General features: G+C 40.8%; 11 protein-coding genes. 5 read left to right on the forward strand and 6 right to left on the reverse strand.

The window, feature by feature from the left end:
• Nucleotides 1-13 precede the first annotated feature (13 nt).
• The 4 genes from CXF81_RS17205 to CXF81_RS17220 all read right to left on the reverse strand — a co-directional run bounded on the left by CXF81_RS17205 (nt 14) and on the right by CXF81_RS17220 (nt 4,608).
• Nucleotides 14-793 carry a 3-hydroxybutyrate dehydrogenase gene (locus tag CXF81_RS17205; protein WP_101182555.1) on the reverse strand — a complete coding sequence of 260 codons (780 nt, stop codon included), beginning with the start codon at nt 791-793 and terminating at the stop codon, nt 14-16.
• Between the two features lie 157 nt (nt 794-950).
• Nucleotides 951-1,991, reverse strand: coding sequence for a PHB depolymerase family esterase (locus tag CXF81_RS17210; protein ID WP_101182557.1), 1,041 nt, complete (start codon nt 1,989-1,991; stop codon nt 951-953).
• A 13-nt stretch (nt 1,992-2,004) separates the two neighbouring features.
• Nucleotides 2,005-3,300 (reverse strand): homoserine O-acetyltransferase, encoded by a 1,296-nt coding sequence (locus CXF81_RS17215; protein ID WP_101182559.1) that lies wholly within the window; start codon nt 3,298-3,300, stop codon nt 2,005-2,007.
• A 12-nt stretch (nt 3,301-3,312) separates the two neighbouring features.
• The gene (locus CXF81_RS17220) at nt 3,313-4,608 is read right to left on the reverse strand and encodes a GntP family permease (RefSeq protein ID WP_101182561.1); all 1,296 of its coding nucleotides are present in this window, start codon (nt 4,606-4,608) and stop codon (nt 3,313-3,315) included.
• 220 nt (nt 4,609-4,828) lie between these two features.
• Between CXF81_RS17220 and CXF81_RS17225 the strand changes: the two genes are divergently transcribed.
• The 4 genes from CXF81_RS17225 to CXF81_RS17240 all read left to right on the forward strand — a co-directional run bounded on the left by CXF81_RS17225 (nt 4,829) and on the right by CXF81_RS17240 (nt 9,437).
• The gene (locus tag CXF81_RS17225) at nt 4,829-7,120 is read left to right on the forward strand and encodes a TonB-dependent receptor (protein ID WP_369828722.1); all 2,292 of its coding nucleotides are present in this window, start codon (nt 4,829-4,831) and stop codon (nt 7,118-7,120) included.
• A 148-nt stretch (nt 7,121-7,268) separates the two neighbouring features.
• Nucleotides 7,269-7,910 (forward strand): response regulator transcription factor, encoded by a 642-nt coding sequence (locus tag CXF81_RS17230; RefSeq protein WP_006010478.1) that lies wholly within the window; start codon nt 7,269-7,271, stop codon nt 7,908-7,910.
• A gap of 122 nt (nt 7,911-8,032) precedes the next feature.
• The gene (locus tag CXF81_RS17235; RefSeq protein WP_101182564.1) at nt 8,033-8,722 is read left to right on the forward strand and encodes a crotonase/enoyl-CoA hydratase family protein; all 690 of its coding nucleotides are present in this window, start codon (nt 8,033-8,035) and stop codon (nt 8,720-8,722) included.
• A 160-nt stretch (nt 8,723-8,882) separates the two neighbouring features.
• The gene (locus CXF81_RS17240) at nt 8,883-9,437 is read left to right on the forward strand and encodes a DUF1439 domain-containing protein (RefSeq protein WP_101183106.1); all 555 of its coding nucleotides are present in this window, start codon (nt 8,883-8,885) and stop codon (nt 9,435-9,437) included.
• Nucleotides 9,438-9,527: 90 nt separating this feature from the next.
• Here CXF81_RS17240 and CXF81_RS17245 read toward each other — a convergent pair whose 3' ends face one another.
• Together CXF81_RS17245 and CXF81_RS17250 are read right to left on the reverse strand one after the other, a co-directional pair.
• A complete protein-coding gene (locus CXF81_RS17245) occupies nt 9,528-10,433 on the reverse strand; it encodes a GGDEF domain-containing protein (RefSeq protein ID WP_198556423.1) in 906 nt (301 codons plus the stop codon).
• A 263-nt stretch (nt 10,434-10,696) separates the two neighbouring features.
• Entirely contained in the window at nt 10,697-14,107 is a 3,411-nt protein-coding gene (locus CXF81_RS17250; RefSeq protein ID WP_101182567.1) for a PAS-domain containing protein, read from the reverse strand.
• 237 nt (nt 14,108-14,344) lie between these two features.
• Between CXF81_RS17250 and grpE the strand changes: the two genes are divergently transcribed.
• Nucleotides 14,345-14,968, forward strand: coding sequence for a nucleotide exchange factor GrpE (grpE, locus tag CXF81_RS17255; RefSeq protein ID WP_101182569.1), 624 nt, complete (start codon nt 14,345-14,347; stop codon nt 14,966-14,968).
• Nucleotides 14,969-15,178 lie beyond the last annotated feature (210 nt).

Below are 15,178 nucleotides of genomic sequence, written 5' to 3' on the forward strand. Positions count from 1 at the left end.
TTGCCTAACTTGCTTACCTTGCTGTCCAGCCGCCATCCAATATTAGCGCTTGTCCTGTAATATTCTTTGCTGCACTGCCCATTAAAAAGTGTGCAGTTTGCGCTAATTCTTCAATTTCTATAAAGGCTTTTTTAGGCATAGGTTCTAACATTATTTTATTGATAACGTCTTCTTCAGACATATTGTTTTCAATAGCTTGAGCTGTAATTTGTTTTTCAACCAACGGAGTTTTCACGTAAGCAGGGCACAGAGTGTTAATCGTTACATCAACATCTCCGGTCTCCAGTGCTATGGTCTTTGCGAATCCAAGCAAGCCGTGCTTAGCTGAGACATAAGCTGATTTAAAAGGTGAGGCAACAACTGAATGAATAGAACCCACATTTATAATTCGGCCAAAGTTTTGAACTCGCATGTGTGGTAAAAATGCCTGTGTCAGCAATGCAGGTCCTACAAGCATAACGTTGATGAGCATTTGCCATTTTTCGGCAGGAAAATCCTCTAGTTTACTGACGTGTTGAATGCCCGCATTATTGATCAAAATATCTACGGGCGTGCTGCTTAGCGCTGCAGGTAAAGCGGCAACTTGCTGCGCATCACACACATTTATTTGTATCGATTGCGCGGACAAACCTAAGTTATTGAGGGTTTTTGCTGCATTATCAGCAGCGTCTTCATTAATGTCAGCAACGATGACATGATGACCAAGTTGTGCCAAATATTTAGCGATACCATAGCCGATACCACTTGCACCGCCGGTTACAAATACATTCAAAGACTTAGCTTCAGCAGTCATACTTTTTCCTTATTTTCCAGTTGTTTTTCAAACGATTTTATCTCTTTTTAGTGCAATTTCAGTTGCGATCTATTGTTACAAACTGACGTTACCAAGGTGATTCCATGTTTTTAAATTGTGTATTAAATGTCCTTATTATGAATATTAAAATAATACGCTATTTTGTATTCGAAATAATAGTAGGAATATTATCCACTAAGGACATGACAGCCTTGATTTGTTTTCCGTCTTTATTGGCGTAGTTTGCGCCTGTATAACCCCACCAATCCCAGCAAGCTTGAGGGTTTAAAGGCATAAAAGCAGACTTCTTAGTTTGTGGATAAAGTACAATTAAATTATTGGTGTCAGCCCATGCATTAAAGCCCGCATTTTTGGCATATTCATTGCCAATGGCTTCGGCATTTTGGTTACAACCATGAAAGCTAATATGAATATCGCAACTCCTGTTGTCTTTACAACTTTGGGGAATAAAAAGGTAAGCGTTTTCGCCAAGCGTCTCAGCATATTCGCCTGCGTATTCGCTTTGTTTAAATGTCAGTAGTTGCTGGCTTAATTGGTCATTACTTTTAGTCGATTTAGGCTTTGTAAGTTGTGTTACGTATTTAAGTAATTCGCCAGCGGCGTCATAATTACAATTGCCAATGAAAGGGGATACAGACTCAATGCAAGGCTTACCACTATCTAGTGTTGGCATTACATGAGCAAATGCTTGTTGGCTAACATATTCCACATTTTCAGGCACAAAAAGAGTATCAATTTGAGCGGCTAGTTGGTCTGCAACTACGCGATTAATTCGAGTGTCCAGAGTGCCGTGTAGCAACCAAACCTTATCGTCTTGGTTATATTTTGAATCTGCTAATAGACCACTTGCTTGATAATCATCGATAGTTGCAGCAAGCGCGGCTAAGTCTATTATGGCATCAGAATTTGCTACGCAGTTTTGCAGTGCCATAGATATGCTTCCTTGAGCACAAAAATAGGGACCTCCTGCAATGAGACCGGAACCAATGACTTGTTCGGAAAATGATAAGTGAAATTGCATTGCCATATACGCTCCAGAAGATAAGCCAGAAACACTAATAACAGGATCATCTTTTTGAACACTGGGTTTTGCGCCATTACTAGGGCTACCGCAAGCGGCAAGCATTATTGATGTTATTGATACAATGCTGGCCTGTTTTAATGTTAAGTTTCTCATGTAACCCTCCTGATTATTCAGCTAAAAATGCAGCGATGGTTGCGCTGTGTTTATGAATGTTCAGTACGCCTTCCAAATGTCCTAAATGACCTTGGATCTCAGCAATCTTAGTGTCTTTGTTCATCTCTTTTAGTTCTTTGTAGGTGTTGCGTGCATTGTACGGCATCAGCAATAAGTCTGTCGTAGCGGGCAAAAACAGCGATTTGGCTGTCATTTGCTTTAGGCCGGTGCGTAGATCGTTTTTTTGTCCAGCCATGAAGAGTTGGCAGGCTCTCACCAAATACAGCAAGCTATTAGCATCCATGTTTTCAGCCCGCTCTTTTGCTCTATTGTACAACCAATCATTAATACCATGACGCGCCTGGATATCCATCAGTGGGTTCGCCTCCAGTGGTTGATGCTTTATGTCCACACCAACTCGATTAACGTAATCAGGCGTGAGTGCTATTTGGGTAATAAACATGAGTGCAGCCGTCAATCCTTCGGTCGGTGGCTGGGATTTGTAATAGTTACCTTGTTGCCAATATTGATCGAGCTTAATCGGTATTGCCCATTGTTCAAGTGCAGCGGTTGTCCAAGCATCACTAAACGACGAACCTATGACTGATATAAGTCGCTCGACCCGATCAGGATAAGCCGTAGCCCATTCAATTGCCTGCATGGATCCCATTGAAGGGCCTGCTACCGCATATAGTTTTTGAATCCCAAATGACTCCAGTAATGACTTTTGCGTATTGACCATATCCCGCATAGTAATGACCGGAAACGTGAGGCCATAAGGATCGCCTGTGGCAGGATTAATGCTGGCTGGACCGGTTGTGATTACATTTTTGTCTTTTACATTTAGATTTGCCAAGCTGTCCATACTGACAACAAAAAACTTATTAGTATCTATGGCTTTGTTAGGCCCAATAATACTATCCCAATAACCACTTGTGGCATCGGATGCGGCATATTTACCTGCCGCATGAGAAGTCCCTGTGAAGTAATGTGTTATCAGAATTGCGTTTGATTTATCGGCGTTTAATTCACCGTAACTTTCCCATCCTAATCTCACCTCTTTGATACTTTGGCCATTGAATGTTGTAAAGTCTGCAATACGGTGTACTTGTTTTTGGGTTAATAATTGTGGCTGCGTATTCGAATTTTCCTGTGCTATCGCGGATCGGCTTATCGACATAACCGTAAGCGAAAAACCAAGCAGAAAAAGCAATGCTGCCTTTCTCGCTATGCTTTGCTGGTGCAAAGTGAAATTAAGGCGCTTGCCTAGTATTTTTACTAACCGGCTTTTTGAAACGTGATTTTGCATACGGGGTAATTCCTAGAATATGATGAATAGAGCAATGGCAATGGTTAAACCAATAAGCGGCACAGCAACAGTTAAGGCTGCCATTGGGCCATATGCTCGCTGGTGCGTTTCATGGCATATTGCACGAATGGTAGTGACAACATAACCGTTATGCGGTAAAGAATCCAAAGCACCAGAGGCTATTGCGACAATTCGATGTAATTCTTCTGGATCCACGCCCTGATCTAAATAATGTGGTCCAACTAGAGGTAGTGCAATTGCTTGTCCACCTGAAGCAGAACCTGTTAGGCCGGCAATAACGCTAACGGCAATTGCTGCACCGATTAGTTCATTACCCGGAATTTGTGTCATTACTTGAACGGTTTCTTGAAATGCGGTGGTGGTTTTTGCAATCGCACCAAAACCAACCACTGCAGAGGTATTGCCGATAGCAAGTAGGGCACCTGTGGTACCCAAATTAACCGCTTTGCCTAGGTTTTGAAAATACTTAAAATTAATTATCATTAGGGTCAATACACCGCCTCCTAGTGCGACTATTAGGGCAAGTTGAGCTAACGATTTATGCAAAAAGAATGACAATAGAAGAACAACTAAAAGCGGAATAAACCCCGTAATCGGATGAGGATAGATACGCTCTTTTATTTCAGGATCTTCCGGTTTTGCTTCAAATACTTCCCCCGCTAATACTGCTTTATCTACCATACGCTTCAGCCACCAATAGCCAAAAAGTGCCATGAATATGGCAACGACCAAACTCACTTCCCACGCTGCGAAAGGAGAAGTACCTAAATATTTTATTGGGATCCAATTTTGAATTTCAGGGGAACCCGCCGATGTCATGGTAAAAGTGACAGACCCGAAGGCCATTGTCGCGGGTATGAAGCGTCGAGGTAAGTTTGCATCTTTAAATAAACTCAAGGCCATCGGATAAACCGAAAAAGCCACTACAAATACACTCACACCGCCATAGGTGAGAATAGCGCATGCGGCAACCACAGCAAAAACCGCTTGTTTGTAACCTAACTTGCTGACAATCCATTTGGATAACGCATCTGCGGCACCGGTGTCCTCCATAAATTTACCAAACAGTGCACCCAATAAAAACATGAAAAACCAAGACGCAATAAAGCCAGTAAATCCTGACATGTATGTTTCTACAAAGTTACTTTCGCCACTAAATACTGGGAGCCCACTAGTCAGTCCAACAACCAATGCACACAAAGGAGCTGCTATAAATAGGTTCATCCCACGGATCGTAAGCCATATTAGTAGACCCAAACCACCTACCAAGCCAATTAAACTTATCATTATTTTTTTCCTAATTGCCGAGTGAAAAATCTGTGACCGCAGATTGCGTAGCTACAACAAATTGGTGAGACGCAAGTTTGATACATAAGGGCTGCATTGCCCATAGTACGATGGTACTAGTTACCTTTTTGCTTTTTTGCCCTAGATTAGTAATAGACCGCTACTGCTAGCAAGAATAATTAGTTAACGCTACCGACAGAAATACCTTTAAGGGGATAGAATGAAAACAATAATGAATAAAAAGCCTCAACTTGCACTGTGCGCATTAGCGGTAAGTGCCGCTTTATCGATAGGGCCGCAAGTTCAAGCGCAAGAAACACAGGAAGTTAGAGAAAGTAACCTAGAAAGAATTGAAGTAACAGCGCGTAAAACGTCTGAAAATTTGCAGGAAGTGCCTATCGCAGTCACTTCAATTGGAGCAAAGGAACTCAGTGAAAAGGGTATTTCTGTTATCACTGAAATACAACAGTTTTCGCCTAACACAACATTGCAAACAAGCCGAGGCACTAACTCAACGTTAACCGCTTTTATCCGTGGTGTAGGCCAACAGGACCCGTTATGGGGCTATGAGCCAGGTGTGGGTATTTATATTGATGATGTCTATATGGCTCGCCCACAAGGTGCTGTATTGGACTTAATTGACGTTGAAAGAATTGAAGTGCTACGTGGTCCTCAAGGCACTCTGTATGGCAAAAATACGATTGGTGGTGCCATTAAATATGTCACTAAAGAAATGACCGGTGGCACAGAATTTAATGCACAAACAACTTTAGGAAGTTACTCTCAGCGTGATCTTAAGTTAACTGGGCAGTTACCTGTAATTGATGACAAACTTTATGTTGGCTTCGGTTTTGCAGAATTGACCCGCGACGGTTTTGGCGAATATTTACAATCAGCATTGCCGAATCAAGATCGCGAGAACTACAACAAAGATTTGTGGGCCGCTCGGGTAGATGTCGAGTTTAGAGCGTCTGATGATCTCTTTGTGAAGTTCAATTGGGATAAAACCAGAGACACGTCAAACGCAAAAGGAGGTTACCGCCTGCTGCCAAGTTTGTTGACCAATGCACCCGTGCCAGACAGTGTTTACGATTCATATACCAGCTTGCCTACATCAAACTTAGTTGAGTTGGAAGGTTACAGCTTAATGATCCGCTACGACTTCAGTGATGCGATGGAATTTAAATACATTGGTTCGTCTCGTGAAGGTTATTCACCAACTAACATTGATTTTGATAATACAGCCTTAGATATATTCGACGTACCCGCTGAGTATAAAGATGAAAATAGTACCCACGAACTGCAAATGAACTACGTCGCAGACAGCGTCAATATTGTCAGTGGCTTATATTTATATGACGGTGAATCGTGCGGTAATTTTGATGCCATTCTTGGTTTCTTAGGTCGCGCTGCTTTTAGCACTCCGGGCTTGACCCGAGAGGTAACTGGGTGCAACAACTCTGAGAGCTGGGCTATTTACTCTCAAGCGACGTTGCAAATAACGGATGAGTTGTCGATGACAGTAGGCGGTAGATATACAGATGAAGACAAGACCGCCATTGTCAACAACGGTTTGATATTTGATAATGCGTATCCTCGGTCTAACTGGATCCCAGGCTATACTAGACCTGATGGTCAGCTAGTTCCAACAGTACTAGGCAGTGATAGTGACGATGATGGCATACTCGATGCACCAAAAACTGAAAATTGGACCCGTTTTACGCCGCGTTTAGGTATAGAGTATCAAGCTGCTGATAACATGATGCTGTTTGCAAGCTTCTCGCAAGGTTTCAAGTCAGGTACCTTTAACCCAAGAGCGACAACTAACGAAGATGGCGTTAACCCTGAAATTGTTGATTCATATGAAGTCGGTTTAAAAGCAGATTGGAATGACAATTTTAGAACCAACGTAACGTTGTTTTCACTTGATCATAAAGACCGTCAATATGTCGGTATTGGCGAAGGAAGCAGCGCTACCGATTTACTGCAGGTATTACGAAACGTCGCGGCAACCTCGGCAAAAGGTCTTGAAGCTGAAGTGACGTATGTTGCTAGTGACTATCTTACTTTCAATCTCGCGTATGGTTATATTGATGAGAAGATTGAGAAAAACAACTCGGTTCCACCATTGATTGGCTTAGCAAATACACCTAGCCAGACGGTTAATTTATCAGCCAACTACGTCATTGAATCGGATATAGGTGATTTTACGATGAACGCAGGGTACTACCACAGAGGCGACTATCTGTTATTTGAAACTAGCACACTGTTAAAGCAAGAAGCATATGGCCTATTTAATGTGAGTATCAATTGGCAGAGTGTTGAAGGTGATTGGTATGCCAGTTTACATGGCAAAAACCTCACCGATGAAGAGTACTTAGTGGGTGGCTATGATTTTGTTGGTGTCGCAGATGATGGCTCTCTACTGCCTGGTTTAGGTGGTGATTTAACCCTAATTGGTTATTATGGTGACCCAAGAACAATTCACCTGACAGTAGGTTATAGATTCTAGAATTCATGTGTCCTTTAGGGGCTTGCGCCCCTTTTTTTATGAATGACGAGCACACACCAGAGTAAAACTTTACCTCTTTGCAAATTGACTCTTAATTTAACACCCTCTATTATTCATACTCCAGCGTACAAAGGCACTAATTTTCCACATGGACAAAATCAAAGCATTAATTGCTGATGATCATCCCTTATTTAGAAACGCACTCAAACAGGCGTTAAGCGACTTATTAGGTGATGGCTTACTAGAATCTGCCGATTTTCATTCCACTATTAAACAGCTCAACTTGCATGATGATATTGACTTACTTTTCCTTGATTTAAAAATGCCGGGTAACTCAGGATTGGCTGGCTTAAGTCAAATTCGTGCTGAATTTCCAAACATTTTGATTGTGGTTGTGTCGGCTGAAGAAACGCCGTCACTTATTGTCAAAGCCTTACAATTAGGAGCCAGTGCATTTATTCCAAAATCGACTTCGTTAGAGTTGATCAATGAAGCTGTATCCGATGTTCTTAATGGCAATGAGTGGTTACCTGAAAACTTAACCCATTTGGGTGAGCATGCGTCGATTGATGGTAATGATGCCTTGCAACGTATTGAACAATTAACGCCGCATCAATTAAAGGTACTGAGGATGATGGCTGACGGATTGTTAAATAAGCAGATAGCTTATGAGTTAGATATTTCAGAAAGTACAGTCAAACAGCATGCTTCGGCTTGTTTGCGAAAGTTGAATGTAAACAATCGAACTCAGGCAGGGGTTATTTTTAAACAACTAATGTCATTTGAATAACACATACCTTTGGCTATGACAGCCTGAAAAGATAACATGTTGCTTGCGGCTAATTTTTGCTAGTCTTGGCAGAAATTACATTGTTAAATTAAACCCAAAGAAGTAACCATTAGGAGAAACACGTGACTGACCTTGTTGCTATTCAAATTGAAAAAAAAGTTGCCACTATTACCATTCAAAATGGCAAAGTAAATGCGATTTCGCATCAAGTTATTGATGAAATGAATAACGCGCTTGACCAGGCGGAACAAGCTGAAGCGGTTGTTGTGATCACAGGTAAACAAGGCATGCTATCCGGTGGATATGACTTAAACGTAATGCGGGAAAGCATGAGCGTAGCGATGCAGTTGGTAGAGAAAGGCTCGACCTTATCTCGACGACTGCTTTCATTCCCGTTTCCGGTGCTGGTTGCTTGCCCTGGTCATGCTGTTGCAAAGGGGGCTTTTTTATTACTTTCTGCTGACTACAGAATAGGTGTTGAAGGCAATTTTAAAATAGGTTTGAACGAAGTGGCTATTGGCATGAGCATGCATGATGCCGGTGTTGAATTAGCCCGAGGTCGATTAGCTCCGGTATTCTTCAACCGTAGTGTTATATTAGCTGAAATGGTGTCGCCGCAGGACGCTATTACAGCGGGGTTTTTAGACAAAGTGGTGAGTGAATCTGAATTTTTGCCTACGGTCGCTTTTGTTGCTCAAGCGATGACGAAGTTAGACATGAAGGCTCACTATAATACCAAGTTAAAAGCCAGAGCTGGTTTGTTGCAAAGGTTAGATGCGGCAATAGAAAAGGATAAGGGGGGAAGTTTGTAATTAGGTCCTGCTTTGTATGATGTGGCTGAAACTGAGTTTACAACTGCAGATATATTGTTGAGTGTGTGAAAACAATCAAACATTGGCTATTATTAGATCCGCACAGGCCGATTTTGTGGGCGGCTATAATGGTCGTTACTTATATAATACAAAGGTTTTCATGAGAATTTTACTTATTTTAGGCACCTTGTTTTTAACTGCATGCAGCAGCACCCCAGGCATATCTGTTTATTCATTTACAAACTCACAAATCGAAGCTGCATTGGACCAACAAATACCAAGATTAAGAGAAGAAATAAGCTTAATGGGTCTGCCGGTGCAGGTTGAAGTAACTAACTTGAACGTAAATATCGGTCCGAATAATCGGGATGTGGTGTCGCTAAGTGTTGATTCAAGCGCTAAGATCAATGCCTTTTTGTTACACTATTCCATACGTTTAATTTTGCAGATAGAAGGCAGCCCTTTTTATGATAGTGAGAAAAAAGCTATTTTCTTACGCAATGTAAAATTACTCGACTCCAATATTAATGCGGGTGGATTCAATGGTAATTTGGCCTTACTTGATGGCAACGTTATGCAAATAATAAATACCTTTTTGGCAGTTAACCCAGTATACAAGTTGGACACAAGCATTCCTAAAGTCGCCTTATTAAGCAAGTTGCCACTAAATATGAAGGTAGTTGAAGGCGCTATTAAGCTTTTTCCACGATTTTAATAAAGCGCCAGTTTTGTTGCATAATAAACGGTGATGTTAATTATTAAATATGCAAGCTGACCTGCTCAAATAAATCATTTTTGACATTGCTTACTGAGCATTAATAATTCGATCTTTACCCAGTTTTTTCGCTTTGTACATACTCAGGTCGGCACGTTTAATTGTATCTTCAAATTTTTCATCATCTTTGGCTTTGGCTACGCCAAAACTGAGCGTAGTCACGCGGTCACTCAGTCCTTCTGTGATTATTTGATAACGAATGTTTTTGCGAATTTTTTCGATTAATATCTGTGAGTTATCAGGCTCTATATTCATAAGAATAATAAGGAACTGTTCTCCTCCCCAGCGCGCAACAATGTCTGTTTCTCTCACCGCCGTGACTAAATAAGTAGATACCGCTTTAATCACTTCGTCACCTACTATATGTCCCATAGATTCATTAATTTCCTTGAAATTATCGATATCAGTAAGGACTAGCGTATAGTCCAATGACCTTAAATTGCGCCTTTCGCTGAAGGTTTGCTTCATTAATTGATAAACAAATTGACGATTGAAAGCCCCAGTTAAGCCATCCTTATTAGCTATTTCATATAAACGTTTTTCTTTTTTGGTGTTGTTATCCTGCGAACTCATCATAACAATAACAAACCCCAGCGCGGCAAGGATTGTGTTAGTCAATAGTACAACGTCAGTTATTGCCGGGAATGCATACTGATATGTAATATCTTTTGCGTAAACACTGAGTGCGCCGTATAAAAGAATGACACTAAAACCCATGAGCATTGATTTTTTTGTTGAAAATGAATTACTGACCATAATTAGCAACGCGACAGGCCATAAAAAATAGTGAAAACCCATACTTAAACCCAAAAAATGCGTGGCTAAAGCAGCATGCACAATGGTTTCAATTGTTGCCATGAGAGTGGCTAATATATAGCGTCCACTCTGATTCTGATACATCGCAATTAGCCAAATAATGACGCTAAAAATATTCAATACTGAAAGCCACAGAGAGCCAATACTCAGGAAAAAGAAAATAAACAAGATGTGTATAACAGCGCCTAAAAAACACACTTTTTTGAGAATGGAATACAGGCGATTATTTTTGTGATCGCTATGTAAAATAGCAAAACTTGAGTCCAGCGGGGTTTGATTTCTTTCTGTTTCTAAGTTCGGCAATGGGGGGCGCACAATACGTCTCAACTTTGTGTTAATTACTTAATGAGTATACCTCAAAAATTATTCTAAATAATACCGGCTCAAGGTTTAGTTTTTTGTAGAAGCCTTTTCAATGCCATGGGTTTTAATGGTTTTGGTAGATAAATCATATTGTATACGTCTGCTTGCTCTCTTATTGCTTGGCTACGATCCGCCGTACTTAACAATAATAAGGGCGTATTTAGTTTATGTTCTTGTCTGTAGGCGATGATTGACTGGCAAACGTCAATACCGTTATCGCCATTATCTAAGTGATAATCTGCGATAACGTAGTTAATGCAAGCTTGTTGCTGAAATTGTTTAACGCTTTTGCCATCGTGAGCGACATGAACGAAAGCTCCCCAGCCCTGCAATAAAGTGGTCATAGCGTTGGCTATTAAGGCTTGATTCTCTATTAATAAAACAGTTTTATGTTGCATAAACGTTTGGCTGTTAACATTGTCTTCTCTCTCGACGGCGGGCGCAGTGCCGCGCTTACTGCGCTGCAATCGTACGGAAAACTGCGTACCTTTACCCACAATCGACTGTACTTTAACATCATGGTTTAAGAGTTGACTCATTTTTTCTACAATGGTTAAACCAAGGCCTATACCTTCATTATTACCTTTATTATCCAATTGTTTAAATTCATCAAATATTAATCTCTTTTGATCATCAGCAATCCCTCTACCCGTATCTAATACGCAAATTTCTATTTTGTTTTCGTTTCTTCTTCTAACACCTACTAATATCCGACCTGATTCAGTATATCTAACGGCATTACTAATTAAGTTTTGGATAATCCTATTTAACAAACGACGGTCACTGTGCACCCAAACGCTGGTTTCAATATAATCGATGCTCAAGTGTTTTTGTTGTGCAACAACAGCGTACTCGTTCACCAAGTTTTTGAGTAATGGATTTAAACCGAATGGATGCATGTCAGGCTTAAACAAACCTGATTCAAGCTTTGTCATATCCAGTAGCATTGAAAGTAATTGATCGGCATTTTCTAGCGCATTGACAAGTCCTTGTGTCAACTCTTTGTCATCTGCACTTTTTAATCGTTGGTGCAGCATTGATGCAAATAATGAGGCGGCGTTAAAAGGTTGCATTAGGTCATGACCCGCTGCGGCCAAAAATTTTGTTTTACTTGTATTTGCCATTTCAGCATCTAATTTCGCTGAGTTTAATTCAGCCGTGCGCTGCTTTACTCTAGTCTCTAGCTCTAATTTTGATTCTTCCAACTGTCTTTGAATATGAATATATTCACTAATATCATTGTATGTTGTTACAAATCCACCGCCGGGAAGTGGGCTACCTGCTATTTCAATCACTCTGCCATTTTTATTATCGCGAATGAATTTATAGGCGCTTCCAGAAAGGGTATAAGCAATGCGTCTTTCAATCAGTTCTGCTGACGATAAATCACTATCTGGTTGCTTCATTAATCCGCGTGACGCATTAAATTGAAGAATTTCACGTAAATGCATGCCCACTCTTAAAAAGTGTTTTGGGTAATCAAATAACTCAATATATTTTTGATTCCAGGCAATTAAACTCATGTCCGAGCCTATAACACTTATCCCTTGAGGGATATGCGCAACTGAGGATTGCAATAATTCATGATTGAATTGAAAGGTTTGTGAGGCTTGTTCAATCCATTCAGTGAGTTCGTTAATATCTTCCTTTTTATTGATTGAAATTGCGGCAAGAAGAATACGCGCACTGGCGTTTCCTACGTGCGATGATAGCAGCCTCTCTGCGTGAGCAAGCACCGATGGCTCGACATAAGCTAAATTGGCGGCATCTGATAAAGACACTCGATCAGAAAAGGCCTTGGCGAGTTTTTTAGGAATAACACGGTTAATGAGAGCGAGCAGGTCATTTGTCGGGATTTGAAAGTTAATTTTACTTTCATTCACAGAACGGGTCAACGAACCCTGAGAATTGACTCTTTTTACCACTTGGTTTTTACTATTTGAATATTTATTTTTAGCTAAATTAAATAATGAAATGAGCACAAAAATAATGGTGTTACTAATAAACGAAATATAAAAACCTAACGCGAGTTCATGGTCAGTTATAGCGTCTGCAAAGTAATAGCTGGATAGAATGCTAGGATATAAAATGAAGTAAGCCCAGCATCCTGCGCCCACTAGAGTGCCAAATATAGCACTCAATTTAGTCGCGCTTTTCCAATATACACCAAGGATAATAGTGGGAAACATTTGTGCTAGTAGCGACAAGGCGATAAAACCGCTTTTCACCAATGGCGCAGTTTGGCTAATGTTTAAGTGATACCAGTAAGCGATACTTAAGACCAAAATGACTGTGAATTGTCTTATTCGTAGAATATTTGCAGGTGCTAGGTTCTTCTTCAAGTGCGGTGACACTTGAGTTGACAGCCAAAGAGGAGTAACAAAGCTATTGGCTACCATAATGCCCATTGTGAGCGTAGCAACAATAACCATACTGGTAGCACCGGATAGCCCGCCTATGTAAGAGGTAACAGAAACCCACTCATTGCCCATACTGACAGGAATAGATAAAGCAAAACTATCGGTGGAAAACTGGGTTGTATCTAAAAGAATATTACCCGCCAATGCGATTGGTAATACGAAGATAGTCATGCACACCAAAAATAATGGAAACAGCCACCTTGCTAGTAGTAGTTCATTTTCATTATTGTTTTCAATGAACGCGATATGAAATTGGCGAGGTAAGCAAAACATGGAGCAAACACCGAGTAAAACGTGACTAGCAAAAACCCAAATTGAAAAATCAGATTGCAGTATTTGAATACTCGCTTCATGTTTTGATGCTTGCATAAATAGGTCAAAAACACCATCGAATAAACTATAACAAACATATATGCCGACGATGACAAGTCCAGCCAGCTTCGTCAAGGATTCAAAGGCGATGGTGTACATTAAACCTGTGTGTTTTTCGGTTAAGTCTAAAGTTCTGGTACCGAAAATAATGGCAAACAACGCCATCAGTCCAACGACATAAAAACCGATGCTGGGTGTTAAGCTCTCGCTGTTCTTAGTCATCAGGTTGAGCATTAGAGTGATAGCGTCGAGTTGTAATGCAATGTAAGGAACAACACCGATAAAACAAATGAGGGTAATCATGCCTGCAATAATATGGCTATGTTGATAGCGCATGCCAATAAAATCGGCGAGTGAACTGATGTTATGTTGGCGGCATAATTTTGCAACTTTGCAGATAACAGGGAAAGCGAACAGCATCACTACAATAACACCTAAGTACGTAGGCACGAATGCCCAGCCAAACTGAGAAGCTTGTGTTGTGGTGCCGAAGAATGCCCAAGAAGTGCAGTGAATACCCAGTGCCAATGAATATACGACAGGAGAGGCTGCTCGCTTTTTATTTCCGTAAAATGCAATAGCAAATAGCACACCTAAATAAACAAGTGTTATCACGCCAATGGTGTAGATCGAAAACAAGTAAAACTCCTGCTAAAACAACAAAGCGAGTGTGAGTATATTAGTTACTAGACTAATGCCTTTTGTACAAAAAAGGTATCAGACTTTCGTTATGCAAGTGGCAAATTGAAAAAAAATGTATTTAATCTGTCATTCTCCCTTGAAGCCATTAAAAGTAACCCCATTAACAGCCCATGCGAAAGTTTTGGTGCCATTACCTGAACGAAGGAAGTAAGAGAAAGGTCCACGGAGAATATAATGAGTGACGAACAGAATAAACCGGTGAACGAACAAGAATTAGAAGCTGAATTGGGTGTTGACAAAGAACAGACGATGACTGCAGACGATCTAGAGCAAGCGATGAACGAAGATGAAAGTATGGATCGTGTCGCACAGCTTGAAGCCGCTCTTGAAGTAGCCAACAGTACAATAGAAGGTCAAAAAGATGCTGTATTGCGTGCCAGAGCCGACATGGAAAATGCAAGACGTCGTGCTGAACAGGAAGTGGATAAAGCGCGTAAATTTGCGCTAGAAAGGTTTGCGGGCGAATTACTACCTGTACTCGACAACTTAGAACGCGCAATACAAGGCGCGGATGCCGAGAATGAAGCCATAAAGCCCGTTGTTGAAGGCGTCGATTTAACGCTCAAATCTTTTATTAACGTGGTTGAAAAGTTTGGAATGGTAATTGTTGATCCGCAAGGCGAAGCGTTTAATCCAGAATTACATCAAGCCATGTCGATGCAAGAAACAGCCGACTTTGCGCCTAATACAGTGATGGCGGTGATGCAAAAAGGCTATACCTTAAACGGACGTTTATTACGTCCTGCGATGGTCATGGTATCGCGCGCAGCCAGTGGTGGTGTCGATACACAAGTTTAGTAACGCAAAGCCATGAAGTAGGGTGAGAACCTTTGTTGATGAGGTTTTTTTAGCCAAGGCTCTGACCCCACTTCATGGTTGCAATAGCACCGTTAGCGTAGGTGTAAGAAGATAAAAAAATTAATTTTTTTTAAAACACATATTGAAAACAGGGGTATTAGCCCCACTTATTATTTCATATAAAACAACAAATCATATTTTGGAGACACA

The organism is Glaciecola sp. 33A (assembly GCF_002836745.1).
Lineage (GTDB): Bacteria > Pseudomonadota > Gammaproteobacteria > Enterobacterales > Alteromonadaceae > Glaciecola.

Coding starts and splice junctions, on each gene's coding strand:
- grpE (WP_101182569.1), top strand. CDS start 14,345: ATGAGTGACGAACAGAATAAACCGGTGAACGAACAAGAATTAGAAGCT.
- CXF81_RS17220 (WP_101182561.1), bottom strand. CDS start 4,608: ATGATAAGTTTAATTGGCTTGGTAGGTGGTTTGGGTCTACTAATATGG.
- CXF81_RS17215 (WP_101182559.1), bottom strand. CDS start 3,300: ATGCAAAATCACGTTTCAAAAAGCCGGTTAGTAAAAATACTAGGCAAG.
- CXF81_RS17225 (WP_369828722.1), top strand. CDS start 4,829: ATGAAAACAATAATGAATAAAAAGCCTCAACTTGCACTGTGCGCATTA.
- CXF81_RS17210 (WP_101182557.1), bottom strand. CDS start 1,991: ATGAGAAACTTAACATTAAAACAGGCCAGCATTGTATCAATAACATCA.
- CXF81_RS17240 (WP_101183106.1), top strand. CDS start 8,883: ATGAGAATTTTACTTATTTTAGGCACCTTGTTTTTAACTGCATGCAGC.
- CXF81_RS17230 (WP_006010478.1), top strand. CDS start 7,269: ATGGACAAAATCAAAGCATTAATTGCTGATGATCATCCCTTATTTAGA.
- CXF81_RS17205 (WP_101182555.1), bottom strand. CDS start 793: ATGACTGCTGAAGCTAAGTCTTTGAATGTATTTGTAACCGGCGGTGCA.